Origin of the sequence: Streptomyces sp. BBFR102 (genome assembly GCF_051397025.1) — a bacterium.
Classification (GTDB): Bacteria; Actinomycetota; Actinomycetes; order Streptomycetales; family Streptomycetaceae; genus Streptomyces.
Map to the genome: position 1 here is coordinate 2,018,823 of NZ_CP195757.1, position 26,159 is coordinate 2,044,981.

At 74.0% G+C, this 26,159-nt stretch carries 20 protein-coding genes, 1 pseudogene and 1 riboswitch; of the genes and pseudogenes, 10 read left to right on the forward strand and 11 right to left on the reverse strand.

The features are described from left to right. Window positions 1–880 precede the first annotated feature (880 nt). Both ACSLIC_RS09020 and ACSLIC_RS09025 read right to left on the reverse strand, forming a co-directional pair. The gene (locus ACSLIC_RS09020; protein WP_436737173.1) at window positions 881–3,337 is read right to left on the reverse strand and encodes a DUF5682 family protein; all 2,457 of its coding nucleotides are present in this window, start codon (window positions 3,335–3,337) and stop codon (window positions 881–883) included. An 83-nt stretch (window positions 3,338–3,420) separates the two neighbouring features. Beyond that, window positions 3,421–4,626 carry an ATP-binding protein gene (locus tag ACSLIC_RS09025; RefSeq protein WP_436737174.1) on the reverse strand — a complete coding sequence of 402 codons (1,206 nt, stop codon included), beginning with the start codon at window positions 4,624–4,626 and terminating at the stop codon, window positions 3,421–3,423. Window positions 4,627–4,876: 250 nt separating this feature from the next. Here ACSLIC_RS09025 and ACSLIC_RS09030 point away from each other — a divergent pair, with 250 nt between their 5' ends. Continuing rightward, window positions 4,877–6,094 carry an SWIM zinc finger family protein gene (locus ACSLIC_RS09030; RefSeq protein ID WP_436737175.1) on the forward strand — a complete coding sequence of 406 codons (1,218 nt, stop codon included), beginning with the start codon at window positions 4,877–4,879 and terminating at the stop codon, window positions 6,092–6,094. Window positions 6,095–6,253: 159 nt separating this feature from the next. Continuing rightward, window positions 6,254–8,023, forward strand: coding sequence for a DUF5691 domain-containing protein (locus ACSLIC_RS09035; protein WP_436737176.1), 1,770 nt, complete (start codon window positions 6,254–6,256; stop codon window positions 8,021–8,023). 87 nt (window positions 8,024–8,110) lie between these two features. Here the strand turns inward: ACSLIC_RS09035 and ACSLIC_RS09040 are convergent, their stop codons facing one another. Further along, window positions 8,111–8,521, reverse strand: coding sequence for a cobalamin B12-binding domain-containing protein (locus ACSLIC_RS09040; RefSeq protein ID WP_436737177.1), 411 nt, complete (start codon window positions 8,519–8,521; stop codon window positions 8,111–8,113). 832 nt (window positions 8,522–9,353) lie between these two features. On the opposite strand from ACSLIC_RS09040, the gene ACSLIC_RS09045 reads away from it, so the two are divergent. Then, the gene (locus ACSLIC_RS09045; RefSeq protein WP_436737178.1) at window positions 9,354–10,967 is read left to right on the forward strand and encodes a peptidoglycan DD-metalloendopeptidase family protein; all 1,614 of its coding nucleotides are present in this window, start codon (window positions 9,354–9,356) and stop codon (window positions 10,965–10,967) included. Window positions 10,968–10,984: 17 nt separating this feature from the next. On the opposite strand, the gene ACSLIC_RS09050 is transcribed toward ACSLIC_RS09045, so the two are convergent. Beyond that, the gene (locus ACSLIC_RS09050; RefSeq protein WP_436737179.1) at window positions 10,985–12,277 is read right to left on the reverse strand and encodes a glutaminase; all 1,293 of its coding nucleotides are present in this window, start codon (window positions 12,275–12,277) and stop codon (window positions 10,985–10,987) included. Window positions 12,278–12,461: 184 nt separating this feature from the next. Here ACSLIC_RS09050 and ACSLIC_RS09055 point away from each other — a divergent pair, with 184 nt between their 5' ends. Next, window positions 12,462–13,058, forward strand: a complete 597-nt coding sequence (locus ACSLIC_RS09055) for a dihydrofolate reductase family protein (protein WP_436737180.1) — start codon at window positions 12,462–12,464, stop codon at window positions 13,056–13,058. Between the two features lie 25 nt (window positions 13,059–13,083). On the opposite strand, the gene pcrA is transcribed toward ACSLIC_RS09055, so the two are convergent. Then, entirely contained in the window at window positions 13,084–15,606 is a 2,523-nt protein-coding gene (pcrA, locus tag ACSLIC_RS09060; RefSeq protein WP_436737181.1) for a DNA helicase PcrA, read from the reverse strand. Window positions 15,607–15,900: 294 nt separating this feature from the next. Continuing rightward, a riboswitch (cyclic di-AMP (ydaO/yuaA leader) is annotated at window positions 15,901–16,080 on the forward strand. Between the two features lie 8 nt (window positions 16,081–16,088). Here pcrA and ACSLIC_RS09065 point away from each other — a divergent pair. After that, entirely contained in the window at window positions 16,089–17,264 is a 1,176-nt protein-coding gene (locus ACSLIC_RS09065) for an NlpC/P60 family protein (RefSeq protein ID WP_436737182.1), read from the forward strand. Between the two features lie 110 nt (window positions 17,265–17,374). Here ACSLIC_RS09065 and ACSLIC_RS09070 read toward each other — a convergent pair whose 3' ends face one another. Both ACSLIC_RS09070 and ACSLIC_RS09075 read right to left on the reverse strand, forming a co-directional pair. Then, window positions 17,375–17,728, reverse strand: a complete 354-nt coding sequence (locus tag ACSLIC_RS09070) for a hypothetical protein (RefSeq protein WP_436737183.1) — start codon at window positions 17,726–17,728, stop codon at window positions 17,375–17,377. Window positions 17,729–17,775: 47 nt separating this feature from the next. Then, complete coding sequence (locus tag ACSLIC_RS09075) at window positions 17,776–17,910, reverse strand: hypothetical protein (protein ID WP_436737184.1); 135 nt, start codon at window positions 17,908–17,910, stop codon at window positions 17,776–17,778. A 270-nt stretch (window positions 17,911–18,180) separates the two neighbouring features. Between ACSLIC_RS09075 and ACSLIC_RS09080 the strand changes: the two genes are divergently transcribed. After that, a complete protein-coding gene (locus ACSLIC_RS09080) occupies window positions 18,181–19,275 on the forward strand; it encodes an NlpC/P60 family protein (RefSeq protein ID WP_436737185.1) in 1,095 nt (364 codons plus the stop codon). Between the two features lie 12 nt (window positions 19,276–19,287). Here ACSLIC_RS09080 and ACSLIC_RS09085 read toward each other — a convergent pair whose 3' ends face one another. Then, entirely contained in the window at window positions 19,288–19,620 is a 333-nt protein-coding gene (locus ACSLIC_RS09085) for an SCO4225 family membrane protein (RefSeq protein WP_436737186.1), read from the reverse strand. A gap of 92 nt (window positions 19,621–19,712) precedes the next feature. Next, on the reverse strand, window positions 19,713–20,675 hold the full coding sequence (locus tag ACSLIC_RS09090; protein WP_436737187.1) for a PI-PLC domain-containing protein: 963 nt from the start codon (window positions 20,673–20,675) through the stop codon (window positions 19,713–19,715). Between the two features lie 105 nt (window positions 20,676–20,780). On the opposite strand from ACSLIC_RS09090, the gene ACSLIC_RS09095 reads away from it, so the two are divergent. Further along, window positions 20,781–20,918, forward strand: a complete 138-nt coding sequence (locus ACSLIC_RS09095; RefSeq protein ID WP_436737188.1) for a hypothetical protein — start codon at window positions 20,781–20,783, stop codon at window positions 20,916–20,918. A gap of 390 nt (window positions 20,919–21,308) precedes the next feature. Then, a complete protein-coding gene (locus tag ACSLIC_RS09100) occupies window positions 21,309–22,673 on the forward strand; it encodes an eCIS core domain-containing protein (protein WP_436737189.1) in 1,365 nt (454 codons plus the stop codon). Here ACSLIC_RS09100 and ACSLIC_RS09105 read toward each other — a convergent pair. After that, window positions 22,673–22,907 (reverse strand): annotated as a pseudogene (locus ACSLIC_RS09105) (IS5/IS1182 family transposase); the annotation flags it as partial. The gene ACSLIC_RS09100 and the pseudogene ACSLIC_RS09105 sit on opposite strands and share 1 nt — an antisense overlap. Before the next feature lie 433 nt (window positions 22,908–23,340). On the opposite strand from ACSLIC_RS09105, the gene ACSLIC_RS09110 reads away from it, so the two are divergent. Further along, complete coding sequence (locus ACSLIC_RS09110) at window positions 23,341–24,714, forward strand: amidohydrolase family protein (RefSeq protein ID WP_436737190.1); 1,374 nt, start codon at window positions 23,341–23,343, stop codon at window positions 24,712–24,714. A 303-nt stretch (window positions 24,715–25,017) separates the two neighbouring features. Then, window positions 25,018–25,281, forward strand: a complete 264-nt coding sequence (locus ACSLIC_RS09115) for a GlsB/YeaQ/YmgE family stress response membrane protein (protein WP_436737191.1) — start codon at window positions 25,018–25,020, stop codon at window positions 25,279–25,281. A 78-nt stretch (window positions 25,282–25,359) separates the two neighbouring features. Here the strand turns inward: ACSLIC_RS09115 and ACSLIC_RS09120 are convergent, their stop codons facing one another. Beyond that, window positions 25,360–25,998 carry a DUF4232 domain-containing protein gene (locus ACSLIC_RS09120; protein WP_436737192.1) on the reverse strand — a complete coding sequence of 213 codons (639 nt, stop codon included), beginning with the start codon at window positions 25,996–25,998 and terminating at the stop codon, window positions 25,360–25,362. Window positions 25,999–26,159: the final 161 nt, after the last annotated feature.

Sequence of the window (26,159 nt, forward strand, 5' to 3'; positions counted from 1 at the left end):
TGTCCTGTCCTCGGTCATCGAAGTTCCTTCCGCTGCGTGGGGCGGGCCTGGGGCGGCCTTGGATCTGGGTGGGTGGTCGTCGGGGATCTGGGTGGGTGGTCGTCGGACAGAGGTGCCGAGGGCGTGGGTCCTGGGCCGGGCTGGGTCGAGGCCGGGAGGGGCGGGGTCCATGGGCTGGGCCGGTCTACGGTCTGGGCCGAACCACGGTCTGGGCCGGGACCGGGACCGGGACCGGGATCGGACCGGGACCGGGATCGGACCGGGGCCGGGAGCAGGACCGGGGACCAGGACCGGGGAGCAAGAACCTCGTGCGGTCTGGCCCGAGTGGGAACTCCGGCGCCTCCTGCCCGGAGAGCCTCACTGCCGGACCGGGTTCGGGTCGGCTTCGGCCCGGTTTCGTCGCCCGGCGTTGGTCCCCGTCGGCCCGGTCTGGTGCTGGGCGTGGTCTCGGCGGGCCGTCGCCGGTGTCGGGAGCGGCCGGTGTCGACCACCGCCACGTCGAGTCCCGCCTGCGCGTGGAACCCCGCAGTCCTGCGGGTTCCCGGCGTGGGCGTGCTCCGGCCGGTGCTCGGCTCGGTCCGGTTCCCCTGCTGAGCGAGGCCGGTGCCCGGTGTCGGCGCTCGCGCTGGTCCGGTCCCGTCGTACCCGGGCCGGCCCGGGTACGGGCCTGCGCTACGGGCTGCCCGGGCGGCGCCGGCCCGACAGGCGCTCGCCCACCCCGCCGCCACGCCCCACGCCACCGGCACCCGTCGGCCGGGCCGTCCGGCGCCCGCACCCACCGGCCCCCCGTCGAACCCAACCGCCGAAGTGCCAGCCCGCCCCTCGACCACCCGGACGACGCCCACCCCGACAACAGGCACCGGACCGCCCCGCGGCCACCTCACGCCCCCGGCCCTCGTCGTCCGGGCCGTCCGGCGCCCGCGCCCACCGGCACCAGGTCGCCCAGGAGGTGGCGCAGCACCTCGGTGACCGCGTCGGCGCGCTCGGGGTCGAGGCCCGGGCCGAAGCCGTCGGCCGGGGCGCCGGGGAGGGCCTCGCTCCCGGGAGTGGAGTCGCCCGTGGCGGGCCGGCCGCGGCGGACCAGTTCGCCGAGGGTGCGGCGTATCCCCGTCTCGTAGGCGGAGAAGGTACGGCGCAGCAGCGGCAGGACGTCGGTGAAGGCGGTGTCCGGGACCGCGGTGAGCCAGGCGTCCAGCAGGTGGCGGAGGCGCTCGTCGTGGACGAGGAGCATGCCGCCGCCCGCCGCGCCACCGAGGAACCCCTCGACCCAGGCGGCCGCGTCCGGGGGCGGGGTGCCCGGGGAGAGCGCGAGACCCATCCGCCTGGCCACGGCTTCCTCGTCGAGGGTGCCCTCGTCGAGAAGGAGGCGGACCGCACGCCCGCGGAGCAGGCCGGGCGCGCTCTCCCGGTCGGCGACGGCCCGCAGCACCGCCCGCCACCGCTCCCGCAGTCCGGGGCCGTCGACTCGGGCGGCCGCGGTGTCGGCGAGGAGTCCCACGGCGGTGTGTACCGCCTCGATGCGGCGCCGGAGTTCCCGCGCGCCGTCGGCGTCCAGACCGGTGCAGGCGGGCGGGAGGCCGACGAAGACCCGCTCGGCCAGCCCGGCGGCGACCCCCGCGAGGGAGGCGGTGTCCGTGCCGCGTACGTCGCCGTACCGCACCGACCGCACCAGTGCGGGCAGCGCCTGGGCGAGGTGGCCCACGTCGGTGTCGAGCGCGGCGCGGTCGGCGAGGGCGCGCATGACGTCGGGGAGCGCGTCGGACAACTCGGCGCGCAGGCAGAGTTCGGCGAGCGCGGTGATGTCGGCGAGGTGCGTGGCCGACGCGGCGTCGGAGCGCGCCTTGGCGGTGGCGGCGGACGCGACGGTCGTGCCCCAGACGCCGGCCTCGGCGACACGCACCGCCGACTCCGGCTGCCAGGAGAGGCGCCAGCTCTCCCGGAAGGTGCCGGTGCCGGAACGCCCTGCGGTCGGCGTGCCCCAGCCGACGCGCAGCAGCCTCAGACGGTGCAGCAGACGGCTGCGGGCGGCGTCGTTCTCCTTGCGGAGGTCCAGGTCGACCTCGCGGTCCGCCGCCTCGGGCTTGAACCGCAGGCTCCGCTGGAGGCGGTCCAGGTCGCGCTGGAGCGGCACGGCCGGCGCGGCCGCGGGCACCTCGCCGAGGACGTCGCCGACGGTCAGCCGGTCCTCGATCAGCGCGAGGGGGACGTCGGAGCCCTCGCAGAGGACGGAGCGGATGGCATCGGTGGTCTCGGTCAGCCCGGCCAGCGGTCGGCCTCGCAGCGTGGCGAGGGCGCCCGCGAGCCGGACGGCCTCGATGACGTGGGCGGAGGAGACCTGCCGGCCTTCTTCCCGGAGCAGCCCCGCGACCTTGGTGAGCCAGCGCTCCACCGGCCGGTCGGGGGCCGAGAAGAGGTGGCCGTACCAGCCGGGGGAGGCGATCCCGGCGCCGTATCCCCCGGCCCGGGCCAGCCGGCGGTGCGTCCAGGGCACCCAGGTCAGCCCCGTCCTGACCTTGGGCAGGCCCTTGAGCAGCGCACGGTCGGCGGTGAGCGTGGTCCGCAGGGCCAGCGCCGGTACGTGCCAGGCGCCGCAGACCACGGCGACGCGGTCCCCGTACTCCTTGCGCGCGGCCTTGAGCCGTATCCGCATGTGGGCCTCGCGGACGAGGTCCCGTGCGTGTCCGCCGTCCCCGAACTGCTCGCGCAGTGCCCCCATCGCCTCGCCGAGGGCGTGGAACGAGGCGAGCGCGGCCTCCCCCGCGTCGTCCGTGCGGGGACCGGTGCCGCCCCGGTGCTCGACCACGTCCTCCCACCAGCGCTCCGGGTCGTCGTACCCGGCGGCGTCGGCGAGGACGGCCAGCGGGTCCACCCGCAGGGCCCCGGGATGCGGGCGGGCCGCCTCTCCGTCCGTGGCCCCGCCCTCCCCGGACCCGCTCCCCTCCCCCTCTCCCCCTTCCTCGCTCCCGGCGGCGTCGTCCGCCGCGCGCAGGGCGAGGGTGTGGGTGGCGGGCAGGTCGATGAAGTGGACCGGGACGTCCCGGTCCAGGGCCCAGCGCAGCGCGACCCATTCCGGGGAGAACTCCGCGAACGGCCAGAACGCGGAGCGGCCGGGGTCGTCGGTGGCGTGGGCCAGCAGGGCGACCGGGGGCCGCATCTCCATGTCGGCGGCGAGATGGGCCAGTTCGTCGGCCTCGGGAGGCCCTTCGATGAGGACGGCGCTGGGCTGGACCGCGTCGAGCGCGGCGCGCACCGCCCGCGCCGAACCGGGCCCGTGGTGCCGTACCCCGAACAGCCAGGGCCCCCGCGCCGCCACCCGACGGCCCTTTGGCTGTCGCATCGCCCTCTCCCCCTCCTCGCTGCCGGTGCCGTCGTCCGTCCCGCCGCCGGCCCTCGGCCCGGATGCCCGGGCCGGGGCGCCGGTCACGCGCTGACCTCGCGGCAGGCGCGGTAGAAGTCCTGCCAGCCGTCGCGCTCGCGGACGACCGTCTCCAGGTACTCCTGCCAGACCACCCGGTCGGCGGCCGGGTCGCGGACCACGGCGCCGAGGATGCCGGCGGCCACGTCGCCGGGCCGTAGGACGCCGTCGCCGAAGTGGGCGGCGAGCGCCAGGCCGCCGGTGAGGACCGAGATGGCCTCGGCGGTGGAGAGGGTGCCGCTGGGGGACTTGACCTTGGTCCGCCCGTCGTCGGTCACCCCGCCTCGCAGCTCACGGAAGACGGTGACGACGCGCAGGATCTCCTCGGTGCCGTCCGGCAGGCGCGGCAGGTCGAGCGAGCGGCCGAGCTGCTCGACCCGGCGGGAGACGATGTCGACCTCCGCCTGGACGCTCTCCGGCAGCGGCAGCACCACCGTGTTGAAGCGGCGGCGCAGGGCGCTGGAGAGTTCGTTGACCCCGCGGTCGCGGTCGTTGGCGGTGGCGATGAGGTTGAAACCGGGAACGGCCTGGACCTCGGCTCCCAGCTCGGGGATGGGCAGGGTCTTCTCCGACAGGATGGTGATGAGGGTGTCCTGCACGTCCGCCGGGATGCGGGTCAGCTCCTCCACGCGGGCGGTCGTGCCGTCCGCCATCGCCCGCATCACGGGGCTGGGCACGAGGGCGTCCCGGCTGGGGCCGTGGGCGAGGAGCCGGGCGTAGTTCCACCCGTACCGGATGGCTTCCTCCGGGGTGCCGGCGGTGCCCTGCACCAGGAGCGTGGAGTCGCCGCTGACGGCAGCCGCCAGGTGTTCGGAGACCCAGGTCTTGGCGGTGCCCGGGACGCCGAGGAGGAGGAGCGCGCGGTCGGTCGCGAGGGTGGTGACGGCGACCTCGACGATGCGGCGCGGCCCCACGTACTTCGGGGTGATCACCGTGCCGTCCGGCAGGGTGCCGCCCAGGAGGTAGGTCGCGACGGCCCACGGCGAGAGGTTCCACCGGGCCGGTCGGGGCCGGTCGTCCTGGGCGGCGAGAGCGGCCAGCTCTCCGGCGAAGGCGGTCTCGGCGTGCGGCCGCAGGGCCTCCTGCGCGCCCCCTTCCCCCTGCCGTTTGTTCGAATTCTTCACGTCGCCCGACCCCCGCCGCCCACCCTGCTCCGCCGCCTCACGCATCACGCCGCCCACGGACTCCGCACTCTCCACCGACATGCTCATTCCCACGATCCCCCTTCGGCCCGGTTGCTGGTGTCCACCGTGCCCCCCGCCACTGACAATCGCTCTGACCTGTACTGATGACAGATTGTCAGTGGCAGGTCCTACCTTCGAGGACATGACTCAGCAGGGGGTGCGCTGGGCGGCGGAGCAGGTGCTGGCACTTGCTCCCGACGCGGCGTCACGCACAGCGGGAAGCAGACTCGGCGCTTCGGGCCCGTGGTCCGAAGCCGGATGTTCGAATGAGGGGGCGGTGTGGGGACTGTGCAAGGGCAGCGGTGGCAAGCCCTACCGGACGGTGGTCGACACGACCGGCCCGGCGTACCGGTGCAGCTGCCCGAGCCGGAAGTTCCCCTGCAAGCACGCGCTGGGGCTGCTCCTCCTGTGGAGCGACCCGGCGGGCCCGGTGGCCCTCGGCGACGGCGAGGGGGCGCCCGACTGGGCCCGCACCTGGCTGGCGGACCGGGCGGAGCGCACCACGAGGAAGAAGGCCGCCCCGGCCGCTCCCGCCGACTCCGAGGCGGCGCGCCGGCGGGCGGAGCTGCGTGCCGAGCGGGTCTCGGCGGGCGCCTCCGAGTTGGAGCAGCGCCTGGAGGACCTGCTGCGCGGCGGCCTCGCCTCGGCGGAGCAGTCCGGCTACTCCCTCTGGGAGGAGACGGCGGCCCGCATGGTCGACGCACAGGCTCCGGGACTGGCCGCGCGCGTGCGGGAGTTGGGGGCCGTACCGGGTTCGGGGCCGGGCTGGCCGGTGCGGCTCCTGGAGGAGAGTTCGCTGTTGTACCTGCTGGTGCGGGCCCGCGCCCGGCAGGCCGAGCTGCCCGAGGCGCTCTCCTCGGCGGTCGGCGCGCGGCTGGGCCTGCCGGTGCGCGCGGCGGGTCCGCCACTCCGTGACACCTGGCTGGTCCTCGCGCAGTACGACACGGCGGATGCCCGTCTGACCACCCGCCGCACCTGGCTCCACGGCTCCGGCTCGGGACGTACGGCCCTTCTCCTCTCCTACGGGGCCGCCGGAAGGGCGCCGGAGTCGGCTCTCCCGGTCGGGCTGGCCACCGAGGCGGAACTGACCTGGTTCCCGCGCGGCACCGGGTGGCGGGCGGAGCTGGGAGAGCGGTTCGGTACCCCGGCCGCGCCTTCGTCACGCCCCACGGGGGTGGACGTGACGGAGGCGCTCGACCGGTACGGACAGGCCGTGCGGGAGGACCCCTGGGCCCCGCACTGCCCGGTCACCGTCGGCCCGGTCGTACCGGCGCCGCTCCCCGACCGGCGGGGCTGGCAACTCGCCGCCCCGGACGGCTCCGCCGCCCTCCCCCTGACCTCCTCAGCCGTCGCCGGCCCTGGCCTGTGGCGCCTGGTCGCACTCTCCGGCGGCGCCCCGGTCACGGTCTTCGGCGAGTGCGGCCACCGCGGCTTCACCCCGCTGTCGGCCTGGGTGGAGGGGAGCGGGGACGAGGCGGTGGTGCCACTGGGCTGAGCGCGGTGCCCCAGCGGCAGGGGGCGGTACGACAACGGGCCCGGCGCGAACCGGGCCAGGGAGCGGAGCAGGGCGACAGGACCAGCGGGAACGCCGAGTGGCGAGCAGGACCACTGGACGAAGGGAAGAGGAGGCAGACCGGTGCAGAGGACGGCGAACATGCGGGACCAGACAGCGGGCGCGGCCCGGCGGCACGAGGCGTACCCGCGGGACCTGGCCGACCCCGTCGAGCCAGGCGGCACACCGGCCCGTACTCCCACCGAGCCGCAGCGGCGGCCCCGCACACCCGCGGCAGCCCCTGCGGGCACCTGCGCCTCCTCCCAGGAGGCCCCGCCCCCCTCCTGGGAGGAGTTGGTGAAGACCGCGCTGCTCGGGACCGACCGGCGGGCCGCACCGGTGGCGGCCGGGCCGGGTGGGAGCGCGCCGGGGGCGCTGCTCGCGGCGGCAGCGGTGCGGACGGTGCGACACCGCGCCGGACTGCGGCCGGCCGCTCCGGCGGTCGCCCTGCCGCCGACGGCCAGGCCGGACGACCGGCCGCCGCTGCCCCGGGCCGCGCGCGACCGGCTGGCGCAGTTGCTGGCCGTGCGGACGGCCGGGGGGACGGACCGCAGGGGAGCGGCACCGGATCTCACCGAGTTGCTGCCGCAGTGGCTGGCGACGGCGCTCCAGGAAGGGTTCGCGCCTCCGCACGATCTGCTCCCCGCGCTGTTGGACGCCGCACGGGCCCGCACCGACCTGCGGCCCGCCGCACTGGCCTTCGCGGGCCCGCGCGCCCTGTGGCTGGCACGGCTCAACCCGGCCTGGCGGTTCGCCCTGCGGGGTGTGCCGGGCGGGGCGGCAGGCAGCCCCGCGCCGGAGGATGCCGAGGGCGTGGCGCGGTTATGGGAGGAGGGCCTGTTCGCCGAGCGGGCGGCGCTGCTGGGCACCCTGCGTGAGCGCGACCCGGCCCGGGCCAGGGAGCTGCTGGCCACGACCTGGCGTACCGAGCGCGCCGAGGACCGTCTGCTCTTCCTCGACTCCCTGCGCGCCGGGCTCAGCGAGGCGGACGAGTCGTTCCTCGACGAGGCGTTGGCGGACCGCAGCCGCAATGTCCGCTCCACGGCGGCCGAGTTGCTGTCCGCGCTGCCGGGGTCGGCGCTGGCGGCGCGGATGGCGGAGCGGGCCGCCTCCTGCGTCAGCCTCGCCCTGACCGGAGAGCCCCGCATCACGGTGGAGGCGCCGCACGAGTGCGACGCGGGGATGGAGCGCGACGGCGTGGGCGCCAAGCCGCCCACCAACCGGGGTGAACGCTCGTGGTGGTTCGGGCAGTTGGTGGAGGCGGCCCCGCTCGCCACCTGGCCGGGGCGGCTCGGCGGGCGCGCCCCCGAGGAGTTGGTGGCGCTGCCGGTGGACGAGGGGTGGCAGAGCGAACTGCACGGCGCCTGGTGCCGGGCGGCGGTGCGCCAGCGGGACGCCGCGTGGTCACGCGCCCTGCTGGGTGCCCCCGGCTCACCCGTGACGGACGGGCCGGGCGCGGTCTCCCTCGCCGAGCGTGCCCGGCTGCTCGGCGCGCTGCCCGCCGGGGAACGTGCCGAGTGGGTGGCGGGGTTCATCGCGGCGCACGGGCTCTCCGACTCGTTCCAGCTCCTCGCCACCTGCTCCGCCCCATGGGCCGGACCGCTCGGCGGAGCCGTCGTCGACGCGCTCACGACGGCACGCCGGTCGGGCGGTTACCCGTGGAGCTACAGCGGCATCATGGGCCTCGCCGAGCGCTGCCTCGATCCGGCGGAGGCCCCGCGCCTGGGAGCCCTCACGCACCCCGGCCCACCCGTGGCCGACCCGCCGGCCAACTCCACCACCGCCTACTGGACGGACGCCTTCGAACGCCTCGTCGGCACCCTCCGCCTGCGCGAAGCCATGCACGCCGAACTCACCCGGCCCCCGGCATGAGGGCCGGACTCGGGACGGGGCGCTCCGAGGCCGGGGAACCGGGCCGTCGCCCGGCTCCCCTCGCCCCCGCCGTTCTCCTCGCGCGCCCTACTTCGCCACGCCGATGTTGGCCCGGACCCACTCCACGATCGCCCCCGTGGTGGCTCCGGGCGTGAAGATCTCGGCCACGCCCATCTCCTTGAGCGGCGGGATGTCCTCCTCGGGGATGATCCCGCCGCCGAAGAGGCGGATGTCGGAGGCGTCGCGCTCGGCGAGGAGTTCGACGACCTTGGCGAAGAGCGTGTTGTGGGCGCCGGAGAGCACGGAGAGGCCGATGGCGTCCGCGTCCTCCTGGATGGCGGTGTCCACGATCTGTTCGGGCGTCTGGTGCAGCCCGGTGTAGATGACCTCCATGCCCGCGTCACGCAGGGCCCTGGCGATGACCTTGGCGCCCCGGTCATGGCCGTCGAGCCCCGGCTTGGCCACCACGACGCGGATCGGTCCGGCTGCCACACCCATCACTGCCTCCATGTAGCGAGATGTTCGCGCACCCTCACGGGCCGGGAATGTGAACGAACGTTATCCCCAGCTTCGCCCAACCGGCAGTTACGGGGTGAAGCTGGAGGGGGAAATCACACGGGGGACACGTCCGTTCCTCCGCCCGGCCGCCCGCCCGCCCGCCATCCCGTACCCCGCACCCCCTTCCTTCTCCCCTCCGCCTTCTCGCACCCTCTTCCTCCTCGCACCCTCCCCTTTCCGCGTCACCTCACCGGTCCGCCTCCCCCGGAGCACCGACCGCCCCGCCCGTCCCGAGGGCGTTACTTCGCGCGGTGGAGCTGGAGTTGACCGCGCTGGTGGCCCATCTCGCGCTCCACCCGGCCGGATCGACGGACGAGCGGCCGAGCGGGGCCGGTCGCCTGAGCCCCAGGAACCCGCCCCGGCCCCCTGAGCACGCCTCCCGGCCCCGGCGGCGTGCCGCCCACACCCCGTAACGCCTTGGCCTTCACCTTTCAGGGGGAGTCGCCCCGCCACGCCCGATTGGCCCCGTTCACCCCACTTCGCCATCTCGCTCCCGCGTCGGGCCGGCCTCGAAACGGCAACGGCCGCAACCATCCGGCCGTTTCACCAGCCCCCGCAAGGCTCCATCGCATTCGAACAGGAATCGAATCTCCGGCCAAGCCTGCGCCCGCCGTCCCCCGAAAGGCGACCGAATGCCCCTTTCCCAACGCCCGGAAACCTGCCGAAGATTGTCGGGTCCGCGAACCGGCGGGTACAGTCGCCGCACTGCTCTGCCTCTGGGGGTGTCCCACGCCAGACCCCCAGCCCTGCTGTCGAGGCGAAAGAGAAGTTGGTGAACGACCGTCACCCGTCGGGGAGCACGCACACCCCCGACCCGGCTCCAGACGCCGACTACACGCAGTACGCCGCGTACGACCAGCAGAACGCGCAGTTCGGCTACCCCGGGTACGAGAGCTACGGCGCGTCCGCCCAGGACCCGGGAACCTACGCGGGCGACCCCACCTACGGTTCCGGGATGAGCGGGCTCTACGGCAACGCGGGTTACGCGACCGGGGCGTACGACACCGGCCAGTACGACGCCACCCAGTGGACGGACGCCGGCCAGGCGGCCACGCCGGCCGAGCCGCACACCCGGACTTTCGACCCGTACACGGTCCAGCAGGCTCAGCGGTCGCCGTACGACACGGGCGCGTACGACACCTCGGGCGGCGGCATCGCGTACGGCACCGGTACGTACGACACGAGCACCATGTGGGCGACCCCCGGCTACGAGCAGACGGGCCTCTCCGGCGCGTGGGCCCCGCCCGGCACCCACGACGCGACCGGCCAGTTCGACACCGGCCAGTGGGATCAGCCCGCCGACACGTCCGTCACGACGCCCGAGCCGGATCAGCACGGGTTCGAAGCTGCCGCGTTCGACACCGGCCAGTTCGAGACCCTCCTGGACACCACCGGCTACGCCACCGGCCAGTTCGACACCGGTCAGTTCGACACCGGCGCGTGGCAGGCGGCGGCCCACCCCGCGGACGAGCCCGACGCCGGTGACCTCTCCCCGGCCGGCCACGTCGACGAGGACGACGCGCCGCACGCGTACCCGGCCGACGGCGCGAAGGACGAGGCGCCCGCCGACTACTACGACCCCTACGGGGACGGCGACGGCGACGGCCGCGCGGCGGCTGTCGGACGGCAGGTTTCCCGGGGCGGACGCTCCTCGCGGCGGCGGCAGCCGGCCAAGCGCTCGGCGCTGCTGACCGTGGCGGTGCCCTCGGTCTGCGTGATGGGCGTGGCCGGGATCGCGGCAGCCTCCGTCGGCGACCTCGGCGGCGACGACCAGGACAAGATGACGACGCAGGCGGCACCGGACGCCGTCGCGGTGAAGCCCGCGGTCGCCAACCGCACGCTCGACACCCAGCTGACCAACCTCCAGGCGGACGTGAGCAGTTTCGCCGACCGGGCCAGCCGGACCCAGGAGCGCATCGACCTGCGGGAGCGCCAGGAGACCGCCCGGCGGAACGCCGCCGAGGCGGCCGCCCGCGCCGAGCGACTGCGGCCGAAATTCGCCCTCCCGGTGGCACAGCACGGCCTGAGCGCCTACTACGGCCAGGCCGGTATCAACTGGCTCTCCGTGCACACCGGCATCGACTTCCCCGTCTCCCACGGCACCCCCGTGCTGGCGGCGACCGACGGCACGGTCCGCACGCAGTGGAACGACGCCTACGGCAACATGGTCATCGTCACCGCGAAGGACGGCACGGAGACCTGGTACTGCCACCTCTCCAGCACCACCATGCAGAGCGGCGAGGTCAAGGCGGGGCAGACCATCGGCCACGCCGGCACCTCCGGCAAGTCGACCGGCCCGCACCTGCACTTCGAGGTCCGCCCCGGCGGTGGCGCCTCGATCGACCCGCTCGCCTGGTTCCGCAGCCACGGTCTCGACCCGCAGTAGCCGGGGCCGCGCACCGGTCAGCCGCCGGAGCCGGGTGCTTCGCCCCACTCCCAGATGCTGACGACACGTGGCCGGATTCCTTCGCCCGCGTCGGGGTCGGGCAGGACGCCGTCCGGGTCGATCAGGGTGACGGCGTGGCCGTCGAGGGTGAGGCGGCGGACCGTCTCCAGGATCATGCGGCGGGCGACCCTGTTGACGGAGTAGACCCGGCTGAGGTCGAGGCCGACCTCGTTGTGGCCGGGCGGGGTGTGGGCGATGCCGTGTACCAGGCGTTCGGCGCCCGCGAACTGGATCGTGCCCTGGAGTTCGTAGACGAGGGCCGTCCTGCTGGCCGGGCCGTGCAGGACGCGGCCGCCGCGCAGGACGGAGCGGGCCGGGGCGGGCGCCTCCATCATGTGCAGGCCCATGTCGGCGGAGAGCCGTTCGCAGACGCGGACGCCGCGCACACTGTTGCCGTGCCGGTCCAGGCGCGGGGAGAAGGCGCCGATACCGACCTGTCCGGCGAGCGCGCCCAGGATGCCGCCGGCGACGCCGCTCTTGGCCGGGATGCCGACGGTGGTGACCCAGTCGCCGGCCGCGTCGTACATCCCGCAGGTGGTCATGACACTGAGGACCTGGCGGACCACCTCGCGGCTCACCACCTGTTCACCGGTGACGGGCTGCACCCCGCCGTTGGCCAGGGTCGCGGCCATCAGGGCCAGGTCGCGGGTGGTGACCAGCAGGGAGCACTGGCGGACGTAGTCCTCCACGACGCGCGGGGCGTCCTCCTCGATGATGTCGTAGCCGCGCAGCATGTGGGCGATGGCGAGGTTGCGGTGGGCGGTCTCCCGCTCGGAGCGGCAGACCGCCTCGTCCACCTCCAGCCGCCGCCCCGCGAAGGCGGAGATGCCGGAGACGATCCGCTCGAACCGCTCCTCGCGCGGGGCACCGGGCGGCCCGGCGAGGGTGTGGGCGGTCAGGGCGCCGACGTTGATCATCGGGTTGCGGGGGCGGGCCGAGCCCTGCTCCAGCGACAGCTCGTTGAACGCCTCGCCGGAGGGCTCCACTCCGATCCTGGCGAGGACCGCCTCGTATCCCCGGTCGGCGAGGGCGAGGGCGTAGGTGAAGGGCTTGGAGATCGACTGGATGGTGAAGGGGGCGCGGCTGTCGCCCGCCTCGTAGACCGTGCCGTCGACCGCCGAGACCGCCACGGCCAGCTGCTCGGGGTCGGCGGCGGCCAGCTCCGGTACGTAGTCGGCGACGGCCCCCGCGCGGTCGCCCCCGCAGTTGCGGAGGACCTCGTCCAAGTACTCGGGGATCGGTGACCGCACGCCTCGCTCCTCCCGGCGGCCCGCCGACGTGCCCCTCCGGCCGCCCCAGGACCGCACCCGTCCAGTCTGGGCGACACCCGGCAGGAAAAGAGGACGCGACGCGACGAGTTCCTCCCGCACCACGGGTCTGTCCTGGCGCACCGTGGAACAAGCCGCTGTACACACCGACCCTGGGAGCATCGCCATGCGCATCGTCATCATCGAGTTCACCAGCCTCGACGGCATCGTCCAGGCACCCGGCGGAGCCGGGGAGGACACCGACGGCGGCTTCGCCCACGGCGGCTGGTCGAACGCCTACTTCGACCCGGAGGTCGTCGGCGGCACCTGGGACTCGGTGCTGGAGCGGGCCGACGCCCTGCTCTACGGCCGCCGCACCTGGCAGGTGATGGCGGCGGCCTGGCCGCAGGCCGAGGACGACCCGTTCGCCGGGCGGATGAACGCGATCCGCAAGTACGTGGTCTCCGGCACGCTCGGCGAGGCCGACCTGACCTGGAACAACAGCCAGCTGATCGCCGGGGGCGAGGCGCTGGAGGTGATCCGCGGGCTGCGCGCCGGCGGGGGGCGCGACCTCGTCCTGCTGGGCAGCGCCTCGCTGGCCCGGACGCTCCTCGCCGAGGGCCTGGTCGACGAGCTGCGGCTGATCGTCATGCCGGTACTGCTCGGGGGCGGCAAGTCGCTCTACCCGACGGACGGCGGCAAGCGGCCGCTGGAGCTGGTCTCCACCACGACCAGCCCGGCCGGCGTCAACGTCTGCACGTACCGGGTCCTGCGCGAAGGCTGACCCGGTACGGCCCGGGGCCGCTCCCCTACAGCTTCTCGACCGGCGCGTACCGCAGCAGCAGCCGCTTGGGCTTCTCGCCGCCGAAGTCGACGGTGGCCTCGGCGGCCGAGCCCGCTCCCTTGACGCCGACGACCGTGCCGAGGCCGAACTGGTCGTGGGTGACGCGGTCACCCACGGCCAGCGAGACCACCGGCTGCTCGGCGGCGCGCCGGGTGGCGAAGGCCGGGGCGCCCTTGGCGCGGGCGGAGGAGGAGAGCGAGGAGGCGACCGAACCGGCCGGGCCGCGCGGGCTCACGGCGGCCGGCGCGCCCATGGCCCCGGTCCGCTTCCAGTGCAGGTGCTGCTCGGGGATCTCCTCCAGGAAGCGGGAGGGCGGGTTGTACGAGGGCTGGCCCCAGGCGCTGCGCATGGCGGCGCGGGTGAGGTAGAGCCGCTCGCGGGCGCGGGTGATGCCCACGTAGGCGAGGCGGCGCTCCTCCTCCAGCTCCTTGGTCTGGCCGAGGGCGCGCATGTGCGGGAAGACGCCGTCCTCCATGCCGGTGAGGAAGACGACGGGGAACTCCAGGCCCTTGGCGGTGTGCAGGGTCATCAGGGTGATGACGCCGGAGCCGTCCTCGTCCTCGTCGGGGATCTGGTCGGAGTCGGCGACCAGGGCGACCTGCTCCAGGAACTCGGGGAGCGTCCCGGCGCCCTCCTCCTCGCCGCGGTCCTGCTCGAACTCCAGGGCGACGGCGGCCAGCTCCTGGAGGTTCTCGATGCGGGTCTCGTCCTGCGGGTCGGTACTGGCCTGGAGTTCGGCGAGGTAACCGGTGCGCTCCATGACCGCCTCCAGGACGGTGGCGGGCCCGGCGCCGGACTCGACCACCGTGCGCAGCTCTTCCATCAGCGCGTTGAACCGCTTGACGGCGTTGGCGGAGCGGGCCGCCATGCCGTACGCCTCGTCGACCCGGCGCAGGGCCTGCGGGAAGCTGATCCGCTCGCGCTGCGCGAGGGCGTCGATCATCGCCTCGGCGCGGTCGCCGATGCCGCGCTTGGGGGTGTTGAGGATGCGGCGCAGGGAGACGCTGTCCTCCGGGTTGGCGAGGACGCGCAGGTAGGCGAGGACGTCGCGGACCTCCTTGCGCTCGTAGAAGCGGACGCCGCCGACGACCTTGTAGGGCAGGCCGACCCGGATGAAGATCTCCTCGAAGACCCGGGACTGGGCGTTGGTGCGGTAGAAGACCGCGATGTCGCCCGCCTTGGCGTCGCCCGCGTCGGTCAGCCGGTCGATCTCCTCGGCGACGAACTGGGCCTCGTCGTGCTCGGTGTCCGCGACGTACCCCGTGATCCCGGCGCCGGCCCCGGCGTCGGTCCAGAGGTTCTTCGGGCGGCGGTTCTCGTTCCGCTCGATGACGGCGTTGGCCGCGGTGAGGATGGTCTGGGTGGAGCGGTAGTTCCGCTCCAGCAGGATCGTGGTGGCGTTCGGGTAGTCCTCCTCGAACTGGAGGATGTTGCGGATGGTGGCGCCGCGGAAGGCGTAGATCGACTGGTCGGCGTCGCCCACCACGCACAGCTCGGCCGGTTCGGGGGCCGGGTGGAGCGGGTCGTGGTCGGACTCGGCCCCCTCGGGGACGTCCGCCGGGCGGTCGGCCGGGGTGCCGACCAACTCCCTGATCAGGGAGTACTGGGCGTGGTTGGTGTCCTGGTACTCGTCGACCAGGACGTGCCGGAAGCGGCGCCGGTAGTGGTCGGCGACCTCCGGGAACGCCTGGAGCAGGTGGACCGTCGTCATGATGATGTCGTCGAAGTCCAGCGCGTTGGCCTCGCGCAGCCGCGACTGGTACATCGTGTACGCCTGCGCCAGCGTCTTCTCGAACCCGTCGGCCGCCCGGGCCGCGAAGTCCTCCGGGTCGACCAGCTCGTTCTTCAGGTTCGAGACCTTGGCCGTGAACGCCTTCGGCGGGAAGCGCTTCGGGTCGAGGTCGAGGTCGCGGCAGACCAGGGCCATCAGCCGCTTGGAGTCGGCCGCGTCGTAGATCGAGAACGACGAGGTGAAGCCGAGGTGCTTCGACTCGCGGCGCAGGATGCGCACGCAGGCGCTGTGGAAGGTGGAGACCCACATGGCGCCCGCGCGCGGGCCGACCAGTTCCTCGACGCGCTCCTTCATCTCGCCCGCGGCCTTGTTGGTGAAGGTGATCGCGAGGATCTGGCCGGGGTGCACGCCGCGCTCGCCGAGCAGGTGGGCGATGCGGTGGGTGAGGACCCGGGTCTTGCCGGAACCGGCTCCGGCCACGATGAGCAGCGGCGACCCGCTGTGGACGACGGCGGCACGCTGCTCGTCGTTGAGTCCGTCGAGCAGGGCGGCCGGGTCGACTGCGGGACGGGGGGCGCCGTCCCGGTAGTAGGCGTCCCGGTCCGCGGGCGCGTCGAACTTCCCGCCGAACAGGTCGGCGGGGATCTCCTCCGGCGCCTCCTCCTCGGGCGGGGGCGGCGGCTCGTCCCCGAGCCGGGCGGAGGGCGCCGAGGACTGGAGGTCGGCCAGGAAGCTGTCGTCAAAGAGGCTGCTCATCGCCTACCGAGTCTAGGCCGCCCCGCCGACAACCGGGCCGGCCTTCCTGGGACCGGAGCCCTGGCCGCGGAGAACGTGACGTACCGGACACGGGTGCGGCTCCAGACGATGTGCGCCAGGTCACCGCGGTGACCGTCCGAGCCCGCCTTTCGACCGTTCACCGACAAGATAACGAAAACGTATCGGGCATATCGCACATCAACCTTCACAGGCACCACACGAGTTGGCTAGCGTGCTGGCCGGGTCGGTTCGTCCCCCACCGGCGACTCGCGCCGGAGCGCACCGCCCCCTGCCGAATCCGGTACGCCCCCCCCACGGGCCCCGGAGCCGGGGACCCACCGCGCACCACCGGGGTGAATCGGTACCCGCCACGGACCAGGCCCGTATTCGGGGCCCGCCCGTCCGGAACCGTAGGGCAGCCTTCCGTCCGCCCGAACCCGACAGCTGACCCGGCAGGCGGTCCACGGAAGGAGTCGCACGTCTTGGCGTCGCATCGCAAGCCTCGTGCCCCGCGCAACCGCACCGCCGGTGCCCTCGGCCTCACCACCGCCGCCCTCACCTCGGTGGCCCTGCTGTCGCAGACCGCGCAGGCGGCCCCGCAACGGCCGGCGGCCAAGCCCTCCCTGGAGGAGGTGCAGAACAAGGTGGACCGGCTCTACCGCGAGGCCGGCACGGCGACCCAGAAGTACAACGCGGCCCAGGAGCGGACCCGGACCCAGCGCGCCGAGGTCGACAAGCTGCTGGACGGCGTCGCCGAGCGGGCCGACAAGCTGAACGCTGCCCGTGGCGAGCTGGGTGCCTTCGCCGCCGCCCAGTACCGCAGCGGCGGCCTCTCCGAGACCGCCACCCTGCTGCTCGCCGACGACCCGCAGAGCTGGTTCGACCAGAGCCAGCTGATGAACCGCCTCACCCAGCGCCAGAAGGTGGTCATCGACGACTACCAGGCCCAGCAGGCCGAGGCGGGCCGCGAACGCGCCAAGGCCGCACGCCAGCTGGAGAGCCTCACCGAGTCGCAGCGCGCCCTCAAGGACAGCAAGCGCGAGGTGCAGGGCAAGCTCACCGAGGCCCGCACCCTGCTCTCCGAGCTGACCGCCGAGGAGAAGGCCCGGCTCGCCGAGATCGAGCGGAGGAAGCAGGCCGCGGCGGAGCGCAAGGCGAAGGAGCGCGCCGCGGAGGAGGCGGCCGAGCGCGAGGCCCGGGAGGCGGCCGAGGAGAAGGAGCGCGAGGAGTCCGGCTCGGGCTCCGGGTCGGGTTCCGGCACGGGCACCGGCTCCGGCGGCGGCTCCACGGCACCCGACTCCTCGTACGCGGCCAAGGCCGGGAAGGTCATCGCCTTCGCCCGCGCCCAGATGGGCAAGCCGTACGTGTGGGGCGCGGCCGGCCCCGACTCCTTCGACTGCTCCGGCCTCACCCAGGCCGCCTGGAAGACCGCCGGCATCTCGCTGCCGCGCACCACCTGGGACCAGGTCGGCGTCGGCCAGAAGGTCTCCGTGGACGCCGCCCAACCCGGTGACCTGGTCTTCTTCTACGACGACATCAGCCACGTCGGCATCTACATCGGCGGCGGCGAGATGATCCACGCCCCGAAGCCCGGCGCCGATGTCCGGGTCGAGTCGATCTACTACATGCCGATCCACAGCGTGGTGCGGCCGGCCTGACCGGCCCGCGCGACGGCGAAGGCCGGGCTCCTCCCCGTCGCTCGACGGTGGGGGAACCCGGCCTTCGCCGTGTGTGCAGCGGCCCGCGCGGTGCCCGGTGGGCGGCGGGGTCAGGTCCAGACGGTGGCGATGAAGATGTTGAGGACGGTCAGGCCGCCGACGGCGGCGAAGACGCCCTTGCCGACCTTCTCGTCGTCGCGTTTCACGTAGACCAGGGCGAGGATCACGATGAGGACCAGCAGCTTGATGCCGATCTTCATGTGGTTGAGGGTGCCGCCGTCCATCTCGCGCAGACCGACCAGGATGATGCCGGTCACGAGCATGGTGAGGGCGCCGTGGAGCATGGCGGGGATGAAGCGGGCCGTACCCGCACCGATCGCCTTCATCTGGGTGAGGAAGCCACCCAGGAGTGCGGCGATGCCGATGATGTGCAGGCCGACGAACACATTGATGAGAACGTCCATGGCTCGCACCCTAACGAGGCCCCCGGCACCCCCGGCGCACCAGGGTCCTACCCGCCGAGACGGCGGTGGTCCACGGGCAGGGGCCCACGGCTGAGCACCGTGCGGACGTCGCGGACGGGACCGATGGCGAGGATCTCGTCGAGCAGCACCTGCTCGTAGGGCGGGAGCGGGAGGCGGGCCATTCGGTCACGGGCTCCCGGCAGATGGCGCAGAGGTGGCGGGGAAGTGGTCGCAAGCGGTCGGGGAGCGGTTCCGGGCGGATGTTTGCGGACAATCCGGCACCGGGCCGTGACATCCGGGATTAGCTCCTCCCTGGCGCGTCCGGCAGTCGGCATAGTCCACAGGCACCGGCCGCGCCACCGAGACGGCCCGGCGAAACCCGCTCCCCCTGTGCGGGCTCCGCCAGGGCCCGGCTCACCCCCCCCCGACCCCGATTGGAAGGACGCGCGGCTGTGGCCTCGCACCGGAAGCCTCGATTCCGCAAGCTGGCGGTGAATCTCCCCGCCCCCGGGCGCCTCACCCCGGGAGCCTCGCTGCGTACCGCCACCGCCACCGCGCTGGCCCTCGCCGGGGCTGCGGGGTCGGTGGTCGCCGGGTCGCCCGTGGCGCAGGCCGCGCCCGACCCGACCCCGGTGCAGGTCAAGGCCGAGGTGGACCGGCTGCACCGGGAGGCCGAGATCGCCACCGAGAAGTACAACGGGGCGAAGGAGGAGGCGGACAAGGGCGAACGCCGCCTCGACCGGCTCCAGGACGAGGCCGCCCGGCGTACCGCCCAGCTCGACCAGGCCCGTACCGCACTCGGCACCACCGCCGCCGCGCAGTACCGCGCGGGCGCGGTCGACCCGTCCGTCGAACTCTTCCTCACCTCGGACCCGGACGGCTACCTCGACCGGGCCGCCCGCGCCGACCGCGCCGCCGGACGCCAGAACGCCCAGATCGCCGGGGTGCGCCAGAAGATGCGCGCCGTCGACCGGTTGCGCGCCGAGGCCGACACCGTCCTGGCCGGGCTGGAGAAGCGCCGCGGCGAACTGCGGACGCACAAGAAGACCGTCACCGGCAAGCTGGCCGAGGCCCGTGCCCTGCTCGCCCGCCTGACCGCCGCCGAACGCGCCGAGGTCACCGGCGAGGACCCGCGCGCCTCCCGCGACCAGGCCCGCCCCGCCACCGCCCCGGCCACCGGCGCGGTCAAGGCCCCCGACTCCCGCGCCGCCCAGGCCATCGCCTTCGCCCGTACCGCCATCGGCAAACCGTACGTCTGGGGCGCCACCGGCCCGAACGCCTTCGACTGCTCGGGCCTGACCCAGGCCGCCTGGCGCGCCGCCGGCGTCTCGCTCCCCCGCACCACCTACACCCAGATCAACGCCGGCCAGCGCGTCTCCCGTGACCAACTCGCCCCCGGCGACCTGGTCTTCTTCCACTCATCGATCAGCCACGTCGGCCTCTACATCGGCAACGGCCAGATGATCCACGCCCCCAACCCGAGCGCCCCGGTCCGCGTCGCCCCGATCAGCGAGATGCCGTTCGCGGGGGCCACCCGGGTGGGGTGAGGCAGCACCGGCTCAGGCGTGGCTCGCGCCCGGCCGGCCGCTTCCACGCGGCGGGTCGGTCAGCCTGCGGTACCCCGCGCCGAGCGCGAGCGCCTGGGCCAGGGCGCCGACGCCGACGCCGACGAAGGGGAGCGGGCCAGGGAGGGAGACGAAGAGGAAAGAGGTCGGGGCGGTGACGAAGAAGCCCCAGACGGCGGCCAGGCTCGCGTCGGCGTGGGGTACCAGGAGCGTGTCCACGGTGATCCAGATCCAGACGGCGGCCACGACGGCCAGGTAGGCGAGGGCGACCGGGTTGAGCAGGGCGCGGCGGACGGTCGTACCGGCGGAGCGCTGGGCGGCAGCCATGTGTGGGTCTCCTGAATACCGTGGTGGGTGGTGTCGGGTCCCACGGTGTCAGGGGCGGGGCGGGACAGCCTGAGTAGAGGTACTCACGCGCGTCATCGGTACGTGTAGGTGTTCAGGGCGTCGACGGCGGACAGGGGGGAGCCGTCGCCGTACTGGTCGACCGCGAGGAAGTTGGGCTTCTTCGCGGCGGCGGGGAGGCAGTGGTTCTCGGCGCGGTCCTGGAGCTTCGCGTTGTCGTTGGCGTAGGTCGGGTACATGGGGACGTCGCGGAAGTGGTTCATCACGAAGAGGCGGCGGAAACCGGGCTCCTCGCGGGTGAGCGGGACGTCGTCCCAGCGGCTGCGGCAGGACCAGTCGGCGTCGCCGATGCCGCCCCCCATCGACCAGTGGTTCTCCACCGTCCAGTCCTTCTGCGCCATGAAGCCGAGGCGGTTCTTGCCGTGGTCCCGGCTGGAGGCGGCGGTGTCGTCGGTGAAGAGGAGCAGGCGGCGGCCGGACGCGCGCAGGGAGCCGACGGTCGGCCAGCCGCTCTCGCGCACCCCGGCGGCGTCGGGGCGGAAGACCTTGCCACCGAGGCGGCCGTCGGGCGCGAGGAGCGTGCCGAGTTCGGCGGTGAGCTGGTCGGCGGTGGTGTAGTCCTCCAGGAAGACGGTGACCACGGCCTCCTGGTCGCGTTCCAGGAAGTCGGCGACCGCGCCGAAGACGGTGGCCGCGTCGGCGTTGGAGCCGCAGGGGTTGAGGACGGGGATGGCGTGGCACATCCGGACGCGGCCGTTCGCGTGGTGCGCGTCCAGCATCAGGGCCCGTACCCCGTCGTCCAGTTGACGGGCGATGCGATGAGGCTGGTTGGGGGCGGCGAGGGCGGACCTCCCCTGGTCCTCGGTGTTGTGCATGGCGTTGTGCGCGGTGAGGAAGGTCAGGTCGGCGAGGGTGGGATCGGCGGGCAGGGGCTCGCGTCCGGCGGCGGACGCCTGGCCGGCGAGCCCGGCGAGCGCCAGGACGAGGGCCGCGGCACCGACCGCGCACCGGCCCGTCAACGTACGGGACGTCCGCACCCCAAGCCCCCTTCGACCGAACTCCGCGCATCAGTAAGCTTGTTGGGAGCCTGGCACAGAACGCGGCATCGGGCCAGGGTGCCGCCGGGGCCTACACTGCCCGCCGTGGCATGCCGCATCAGTGAGCTGGTCATCGACGCCGCCGGCGCCGAACGGCTCGCCCGCTTCCGGACCGAGGCGCCCGGCTACGCCGAGGTCGGCCGGGAGGGCGAGGGGAGCACCGAGACCGGCCCCGCCCGATAGCGCCGTCCAGGCCCCCCCCCGGGCGAGCTTGGCGGCACCCGCCAAGAGTTCGCCCTGAACAAGCGCGATGAACGGTCCCACGCTCGCACCGCGGATGAAGTCGACCGCCTCGCCCCCGTTCCGCAGAGAGAAGTAGTGCCCCCGAGTGCTGTAGCAGGTGACGTGCTCGCCGGCGCTGTCGCGGGCGTAGCCCGAGGGAGGCCCGCTCCACTCCGCACCCGCCGCCGAGTTGACTCTCCGTCAGCTGTCGGGAAACGACCCTGGGCAAGCCTGACGGCGACGGGCCACCCTGAAGCCGCCGATCATGCGCTTGTCGCACTTTCACCGCACTGCCTGAGCCACACTGGCGGGGAACGCACAGCCGATTCGCCCCTGGGAGGCATCCGCGCGATGCGAATGCAAGAGTCCGGCAAGACCCCCGACGAGAGACGACCCGGCCGCCCGGCACGTACCGCGCGGCGGGTCACGAGCGCCCGTACGCCTGCAGCCGCCCACCTCTCCTCGGCGGAGGTGCTGGCCCTACAGCGCAGCGTCGGCAACGGCGCGGTCGTCCAGATGCTGCGCCAGTCCGGACAACTCGGGGCGCAGGCCCCGGAGCAGCAGCACCAGCATGATGGCGGCTGCGGCCACCGGCAGGCCGATGCTGCTGCTCCGGTGCAGCGCTCCGCCGTGCCCGAGGTACTGCGCTCCGGTGGTCGGCCGCTGGACGAGGACACCCGCACCGACATGGAGGGCCGCCTCGGCGCGGACTTCTCCGATGTGCGTGTCCACGACGACGGCGCCGCCAAGGCGTCCGCCGCCGAGATCGGCGCCCGCGCCTACACCTCCGGCAGTCACGTCGTCCTGGGCGACGGCGGCAACGACCGGCACACCCTGGCGCACGAGTTGACCCACGTCATTCAACAGCGCCAAGGACCAGTGGCTGGTACCGACAACGGCTCCGGGCTCCGCGTCTCGGACCCGTCGGACCGCTTCGAACGCGCGGCGGAAGCGAACGCGACCCGCGCACTGGCGGCGCCGCTGGACACCCAGCGCGCCACGGCCGCCAGCGGCACCGCCGCCCACGGCCCGGCCCACCGCGCGCCCGAGCAGCAGCAGGCGATCCAGCGGATGCCGCCCAAGCGCAACGCCGCCGAGGCCGAGGCCAACGACGGGCCCGAGGGAGCGCCCAAGCGGGGTCGCGTCACCCGGGGCTCCTCGAAGACGTTCGACCTGGACAAACCGAAGTTGAGGTTCACCTCCGCCTACGACGGCCCGAAGACCCAGGATCTCCACGGGGACCAGAGCATCGGCTTCAGCCAGGCAGCCACACTGCACAACCCCGACGGCGCCCCGCAGCGGGTCTCCACGAACTACGTGTTCTGGCAGCAGGTCCAGGACGAGAACGTGCAGATCACCCCCTCCGACCCCGACGGGACGCCGAGCCACCGGGACTGGCAGCAGGACGGCCCGTACCGGCCGAACTACACCAACGCGGTCATCACCGACAGCCAGAACAGCATCACGTTCAACGACGATCCCGGATTCTCCACCACGGGGCGCATGAGCGACGGCTACTGGCTGAAGTCCTACACCGTCAGGTTCCGCTGGAAGGTCGCGCGGAACACCGGGCAACGCTTCGACAGCAACGCGCCCGCGTGGACCAGCGACGTAGTCACCCACACCCTGACCTCGGACCTCGACCCGGCGAACCCCACGGCACCGATCCGCCACCGAGCCGCGGGTGACCGAACCTGGGATGTCGACCTGTCCTAGTACGGGGTGTCCGCGGCTATCCGGTCGATCGGCAGGAGCGTCCCGTCGAGGATCACGAAGGCCGGCCGACGCGCGGTCCGCGTGACCTCGGCCAGGGTCGGCGGGAGCGCGGCCAGGACCTCTATCGCCTGATGGACGTAGCGGAAGGCCGCAGCGATCCCGATGCCGGACCCGGTGGCGGGCTGGGCGTAGGGAGCCGCAGCGCAGGTGGGTCCGGGCCAACAGGGCCTGACGGCCCGGAAGGGGCGTTCCCTGGGCGCCCGCAGGAGAGGGAACGGGCACTACTCGGGGGAAACAGAAACGTCTCGCGCGGTTCGCGCCTCTTCGCCGAATTCCTCGGCGGACTCACGCGCGAGGGGGTTTCGGGGTGCAGGCAGTCGTCATGCCCGCCGTAGGGAGCGGGGGCTCGCCGTTCGACTCCGTACCGGGCTTGACCAGGTCCGACGCACCCGTGACGACACTCCAGAACCACTGGTTCCGTATGCCTGGAGACCCCGAGGGCAACGAGTTCCGCCTGTTGCGGGCCCGGGTCCGCCCGGTCTGATCCGGCTCCGGGCCCCGGACGCGGGCCCCGGATGCGGGTCGGCCGGGGCGCGCCTAGCCTGGCCGTGGGACCTGGGCCGCGCCGTGCGCCCCATGTCGGCCCCGTGCGGGAGGTGTGGTCGGCATGACCGCGATTCTGATCAGCGGGGCGTCCGTGTGGGACGGGCTCGCCGACGTTCCGGCGGGGCCGCTGGACGTCTGGGTCGAGGACGGCCGGGTGCGGGCGGTCGGCGCGGGACTCACCCCGCCGCCGGGGGCCCGGACCGTCGACCTGACGGGACACACCCTCACGCCCGGGTTCATGGACTGCCACACCCACGTCGCCATCCAGCCCGACATCACACGGTCGCTGCTCGGCTCCTCGGCGGGTGCGGCGCTGCGCGCTGCCCCGGTCCTGCGGAGTCTGCTGGCCCAGGGCTTCACCACGATCCGCGACCTGACCTGCGCCGACGTCGCGTACACCACGCTGGACCTGCGGGACGCGGTGGCGGCGGGACTGATCGAGGGGCCGCGCATGCTGGTCGCCCCGCACCTCATCTCGGCGCGCGGCGGCCACGGCGACTTCAGCGGGGTCCTCGACGACCAGCGGCAGGGCCGCGAACGGGTGCTGGAGATGGCCGCGGCCGACGGTCCCGACGAGATCCGCACCCGGGTGCGCCAGGAGATCCGGGCCGGTGCCGACTGGATCAAGTTCGCCGCGTCCGGGGGCTTCAGCTCCCCCTCGGACGATCCCAGCCGCCCGACCTACAGCCAGGAGGAGATGGACACCCTGGTCGCCACCGCCGCCGACCTCGGTGTCCCGGCGACCCCGCACGTCTACAGCGACGAGGGGGTCCGGCGCGCGGTGCGGGCCGGTGTCCGCAGCGTCGAGCACGGCAACCTCGCCTCGGCCGCGACCCTGGCGATGGTCGAGGACGCCGGGGTCTTCCTCGTACCGACGCTGTACACGATCCTCGCGGACGCCCGGCGGGTGGACGACGACGCGTACTGGAGCACCCGGCCGCCCTACAAACGGCGCAAGTTCCGGCAGTTCCACGACGCACTGCTGGCCGCCGCCGAGCACCTGGCGGCCAGTGAGGTCAGGATCGCCTTCGGCACGGACGCGGGGATGTTCCCGCACGCGGAGAACTGGCGGGAGTTCCCGGCGCTGGTCTCGGCCGGGGTCTCGCCGCTGCGGGCCCTGAAGGCGGCCACCAGTGTCGCCGCCGAACTGCTCCGGCTCGACGATCTCGGAGTGATCGCCGAGGGGAGGACCGCCGACCTCGTCGCCATGCCCGGGGACCCGTTCACCGACATCGAGGTGACCGGCCGGGTCGACTTCGTCATGAAGGGCGGGGTGATCCACCGTCAGCCGCAGCCCGCCTGGGCGGCCGGTGAGCCGACGTCCTCGCCGGCATCGGACGCGTCGCGCCGGTCGGCGGGAGAGTCGGCCGGGGTGTGCGGGGGCGGACGCGGGGCTTCGGCCGGACGCGCGGCAGCGCCTCCCGGTCCGCCGTGAACTCGGCGGCGAGGCCGTGCCGATCGGCGGGGGCGGCGAGGGGATCGGGGTGGAAGTCCGCCCGCTGGACGTGGTGCACTTCCCGCCCCGCGCGGTCGGAGGTGAGGTCGGGCCAGCCGTCGGGCCGCGGCCCCCGGCCGCCGTGGGCCGGGCACTCGTGGCGGGCGGCCGGTGTCCACCGGACGGGTCGGCCATCGCCCGTTCCCGAAAGACATGGGTCGGCGCGGTCTGGGCATGCGTCTGCGGTACGACACACTTGTAGTAGCGGCTGTTGGACAGACCGAGAAAGCAAAGGACACGTTCATGGGCATCATCGCCTGGATTCTGATCGGCCTCATCGCCGGAGCCATCGCCAAAGCACTGATGCCCGGAAAGGACCCCGGGGGCTGCCTGATCACGATGGTGATCGGCATCGTGGGTGGTCTGCTGGGCGGCTGGCTCGGCAAGGTCATCTTCGGCGTCCACTCGATCAACGGGTTCTTCCACCTGTCGACCTGGATCGCTGCCATCGTCGGCTCGGTGATCGTGCTGATGCTCTACCGGCTGTTCACGGGCAACCGGCGCTGACGCACCCTCCGGGACGGCCGCGGGCGGCCACGAGGACGATCCTCGTGGCCGCCCGCGGCCGTGTGCGGGGCCGGCCCGTCACGGTGCCCGGTCGCCCACCGGCCCGACCTGGAAGCTGTCCCCGCAGACCCGCAGGCCGTCCAGCTCACGCGTCGTCACCGTCTGCTTCGAGCCGGGCGGATAGACCAGCAGGGCCGCCGCGTCGGGCCAGCACCGGCCGTCGGTGACGCCCTCACCCGCCGTCTTGACCGTCGCGTGGGCCGCCTGGCCCGGCCCCAGCCGCACGGGGCCGCCGTCGCCCGCGCCGTCCCGGCTGCGGGTGGCGGGCTCGCCGACGCGGTTGCCGCCGGCGTCCAGCAGGGAGACCCCGGGGTGGCCGAGGAGGTCGCAGGGCTCGGTGCCGGTGTTGGTCAGGCGCAGGTCGAAGTACTCGCTGTTCATCTCCTGCCCGTGCGCCACAAGCGACAGCGCCAGCCCGCTCGCCTCGCACCGGCCGACCGTGCCGGGGTGCGGGGCGGCGGGCGGGCTGCTCTCCCGGGCTCCGGAACCGGCGGAGGGGGCCGCGCTCTCCGGCGGGGCCCCGGTCTCCGCCGGGGTGGCCGCGTCGGACGGGGTGACCGCCGGCGAGGCCCGGTCGCCGCCCTGCGCGCCGGCGGCGTCCGCGTCACCACCGCCGGGCCCGCACGCCGTCAGCGCGGCCACGCAGGCGAGTGCCATCGCCCCGCCCCACGCCGCTCCCCGCCCGCTCCGCCGCCGGCTCCGCCCGTCGCGCCCGTGTGTATGGCTCATGCTGATGCGGTTACCCGCCCGAAGGGGCCGCTGCACCACACGCCGCCGCCCGGCCGGTGGGCGACGGCGCACGAGGGGGCGTACGGGTC

Coding starts and splice junctions, on each gene's coding strand:
- ACSLIC_RS09020 (WP_436737173.1), bottom strand. CDS start 3,337: ATGCGACAGCCAAAGGGCCGTCGGGTGGCGGCGCGGGGGCCCTGGCTG.
- ACSLIC_RS09025 (WP_436737174.1), bottom strand. CDS start 4,626: ATGAGCATGTCGGTGGAGAGTGCGGAGTCCGTGGGCGGCGTGATGCGT.
- ACSLIC_RS09035 (WP_436737176.1), top strand. CDS start 6,254: ATGCGGGACCAGACAGCGGGCGCGGCCCGGCGGCACGAGGCGTACCCG.
- ACSLIC_RS09040 (WP_436737177.1), bottom strand. CDS start 8,521: ATGGGTGTGGCAGCCGGACCGATCCGCGTCGTGGTGGCCAAGCCGGGG.
- ACSLIC_RS09055 (WP_436737180.1), top strand. CDS start 12,462: ATGCGCATCGTCATCATCGAGTTCACCAGCCTCGACGGCATCGTCCAG.
- pcrA (WP_436737181.1), bottom strand. CDS start 15,606: ATGAGCAGCCTCTTTGACGACAGCTTCCTGGCCGACCTCCAGTCCTCG.
- ACSLIC_RS09070 (WP_436737183.1), bottom strand. CDS start 17,728: ATGGACGTTCTCATCAATGTGTTCGTCGGCCTGCACATCATCGGCATC.
- ACSLIC_RS09075 (WP_436737184.1), bottom strand. CDS start 17,910: ATGGCCCGCCTCCCGCTCCCGCCCTACGAGCAGGTGCTGCTCGACGAG.
- ACSLIC_RS09085 (WP_436737186.1), bottom strand. CDS start 19,620: ATGGCTGCCGCCCAGCGCTCCGCCGGTACGACCGTCCGCCGCGCCCTG.
- ACSLIC_RS09100 (WP_436737189.1), top strand. CDS start 21,309: ATGCGAATGCAAGAGTCCGGCAAGACCCCCGACGAGAGACGACCCGGC.
- ACSLIC_RS09110 (WP_436737190.1), top strand. CDS start 23,341: ATGACCGCGATTCTGATCAGCGGGGCGTCCGTGTGGGACGGGCTCGCC.
- ACSLIC_RS09115 (WP_436737191.1), top strand. CDS start 25,018: ATGGGCATCATCGCCTGGATTCTGATCGGCCTCATCGCCGGAGCCATC.
- ACSLIC_RS09120 (WP_436737192.1), bottom strand. CDS start 25,998: ATGGCACTCGCCTGCGTGGCCGCGCTGACGGCGTGCGGGCCCGGCGGT.